Origin of the sequence: Streptomyces alkaliphilus, from assembly GCF_014141535.1 — a bacterium.
Lineage (GTDB): Bacteria > Actinomycetota > Actinomycetes > Streptomycetales > Streptomycetaceae > Streptomyces > Streptomyces alkaliphilus.
Map to the genome: position 1 here is coordinate 1 of NZ_VKHT01001715.1, position 476 is coordinate 476.

Annotated in this window: 1 pseudogene; it reads right to left on the reverse strand. The window is 75.4% G+C overall.

Annotated elements, in window-relative coordinates:
* Nucleotides 1–254: pseudogene (locus FNQ90_RS26455) on the reverse strand (hypothetical protein); the annotation flags it as partial.
* Between the last annotated feature and the right edge of the window lie 222 nt (nt 255–476).

The following is a 476-nucleotide window of genomic DNA, read 5'->3' on the forward strand; positions in this document are numbered from 1 at the left end:
CCGCCGCTCCCGGCCGGGGCGGCGGCGGGAGCGGCCGGGCGGGAGCCGTCGGTGTCGTCGGCGGCGGCCGCCGGAGCGGTCAGCAGCAGGCCGGGGAGCAGGAGCGCGCCGAGGACGAGTCCGACGCGACGGCGTCCGGCGCCCGGGGACGTCCGTGCCGGCCGGTGGTTCCCGGCGGTGCGGGCCGCACCGTCGGCATCAGGCGCATCGGTGGCACCGGTCGTCCCGGTGGTACCGGCACGCAGCGCATCCACGGGAACCGCGCTGATGCGACAAGATGACAAATGATGGTTCGACACAGGGCGAACCTACCGGTGATTTCGAGGTCCGGGGATGGCCCGGGGAGCCGAACCGGTGACCTCCCGGAGCATCCGGGGGAGGGGTACGGCGCGTATTCATCCGTCCGGAGGCACGTGGTCGGAAGGCTCGGTGCCGGGGCCCGCGGGACAACGTCCCCCACCCCCGGGGCACCGACC